The following is a 2,402-nucleotide window of genomic DNA, read 5'->3' as shown; positions in this document are numbered from 1 at the left end:
GGGACGGTCTTTCTCATCGCTTCGGTCTTAGCCAGCTTTGTCATTGCTTTAGCTGCAGGTCAGCTGTCCAATAGCCTGATTATGATTCTCTTTATCTTGGTGCTTTATGGCATTGTCGGCTTTTTGGATGACTTTCTCAAGGTTTTCCGTAAGATCAATGAAGGCCTCAATCCCAAGCAAAAGCTCTTTTTGCAGCTGGTCGGAGGAGTAGTCTTTTACTTCTATTATAACCAGCATGGTGCAGGCGACCAGCTCAATGTCTTTACTTTTCCGGTACAGCTGGGCTTTCTCTATGTCTTTTTTGTCCTTTTTTGGCTGGTCGGCTTTTCCAATGCAGTCAATCTGACCGATGGTATTGACGGTTTAGCCAGCATCTCGGTAGTCATCAGTCTGCTGGCTTATGCTATCATTGCTTTTGAGCAAAAGCGTTTTGATATTCTGATTATCATTATCAGCATGATGGGGGGGCTGTTGGGCTTCTTTGTCTTCAATCACAAGCCGGCTAAGGTCTTCATGGGGGATGTCGGCAGTCTGGCTCTGGGCGGCATGCTGGCGGCTATTTCCATTGCCCTGCATCAGGAGTGGACCCTGCTTTTGATTGGCATTGTCTACGTTTTTGAAACGACATCGGTCATGCTGCAGGTAGCCTACTTTAAGTATACCGGCGGCAAGCGGATTTTCCGCATGACTCCGGTCCATCATCATTTTGAGCTGGGCGGTATCAGCGGCCACGGTAAAGAATGGAGCGAGTGGAAGGTTGACTTTTTCTTCTGGAGCATCGGCCTGCTGGGCAGTCTCTTGGCTCTGGCTATTCTGTATCTATAGAACAAGGCGGCGGGACAGAACGAAATGTTAAAACATTTCGTTCTGTCCCGCCGCCTTTTTTGCTTCTTTTCTTGTCTATTATCGAGAGTGGGACAGACTCTCACTACTAAAAGCAAACTAAAAGTCTATAAGATAAAAAGAGTACGAGCAGGATAGCCGTTTTTTTGGTATAATAGTGAGGACAATAGAATAGAGGATAAAATGAAATTTACAGAATTTGAATTCAAAGATTATATTCAGGAGGCGCTGAGAGAGCTGAACTTTGTTCAGGCGACAGAAGTGCAGGAAAAGCTGATTCCGGTGGTCCTGTCCGGCCGTGATTTGGTGGGCGAGTCCAAGACTGGCTCGGGTAAGACCCATACTTTCCTGCTGCCGATTTTTCAGCAGCTGGATCAAGAAGCTGACAGTGTGCAGGCTGTCATCACGGCTCCCAGCCGGGAGCTGGCAGCACAGATTTACCAGGCGGCCCGTCAGATAGCTGCCTGCGCAGATCAGGAGATTCGTGTCGCCAACTATGTCGGAGGGACAGACAAGGCCCGTCAGATTGGGAAGCTAAGCTCCAGCCAGCCTCATATCGTCATCGGAACGCCGGGCCGGATTTACGATTTGGTGGAGTCAGGCGATTTGGCGATTCACAAGGCCCATACTTTTGTCGTTGACGAAGCAGATATGACGCTGGATATGGGCTTTCTGGCAACGGTGGATAAGATTGCGGGCAGCCTGCCCAAAGATTTGCAGTTCTTGGTCTTTTCAGCCACTATTCCGCAGAAGCTGCAGCCTTTCCTTAAAAAATACCTGACCAATCCTGTCATGGAGCAGATCAAGACCAAGACGGTCATTGCCGATACGATTGAAAACTGGCTGCTGTCTACCAAGGGGCAGGATAAAAATGCTCAGATTTATCAAATCAGCCAGCTGCTGCAGCCTTATCTGGCTATGATTTTTGTCAATACCAAGACCCGGGCGGATGAACTGCATGCCTATCTGACTGCTCAGGGCCTCAAGGCAGCCAAGCTCCACGGCGATATTGCCCCGCGGGAGCGCAGGCGGTTGATGAATCAGATTAAGAATCTGGATTTTGAATACATCGTTGCGACCGATTTAGCTGCACGGGGGATTGACATTGAGGGCGTCAGCCATGTTATCAATGATGCAATTCCGCAGGATTTATCTTTCTTTGTCCATCGGGTCGGCCGAACCGGCCGCAACGGACTTGCCGGCACGGCCATCACTCTCTACCAGCCCAGCGACGACTCAGATATTCGCGAGCTGGAAAGGCTGGGCATCAAGTTCATTCCCAAAATGATAAAGAACGGTGAGTTTCAGGATACTTACGACCGTGACCGCCGGGCCAACCGGGAGAAAGGCAGAGAAAAGCTGGACACGGAAATGATTGGTCTGGTCAAAAAGAAAAAGAAAAAAATCAAACCGGGCTATAAGAAGAAAATCCAGTGGGCTGTCAATGAAAAACGCCGCAAGACCAAGCGGGCGGAGAATCGGGCCCGCGGCCGGGCTGAGCGCAAGGCCAAACGCCAGACTTTCTAGCCATAGGATTTTTCTATCGCAGACATAAGAAA

Annotated in this window: 2 protein-coding genes; both read left to right on the top strand. The window is 49.4% G+C overall.

Going from position 1 to position 2,402, the window contains the following annotated elements:
• On the top strand, positions 1 to 825 hold an 825-nt coding region (gene mraY / locus STRDD11_RS00190; RefSeq protein WP_128835291.1), incomplete at its 5' end, for a phospho-N-acetylmuramoyl-pentapeptide-transferase.
• A 201-nt stretch (positions 826 to 1,026) separates the two neighbouring features.
• A complete protein-coding gene (locus STRDD11_RS00185; protein WP_128834207.1) occupies positions 1,027 to 2,370 on the top strand; it encodes a DEAD/DEAH box helicase in 1,344 nt (447 codons plus the stop codon).
• Positions 2,371 to 2,402: the final 32 nt, after the last annotated feature.

Origin of the sequence: Streptococcus sp. DD11 (genome assembly GCF_001578865.1) — a bacterium.
Classification (GTDB): Bacteria; Bacillota; Bacilli; order Lactobacillales; family Streptococcaceae; genus Streptococcus; species Streptococcus panodentis.
Note: the sequence above shows the minus strand (reverse complement) of the source record. Positions and strands in the feature narration are given on the sequence as shown.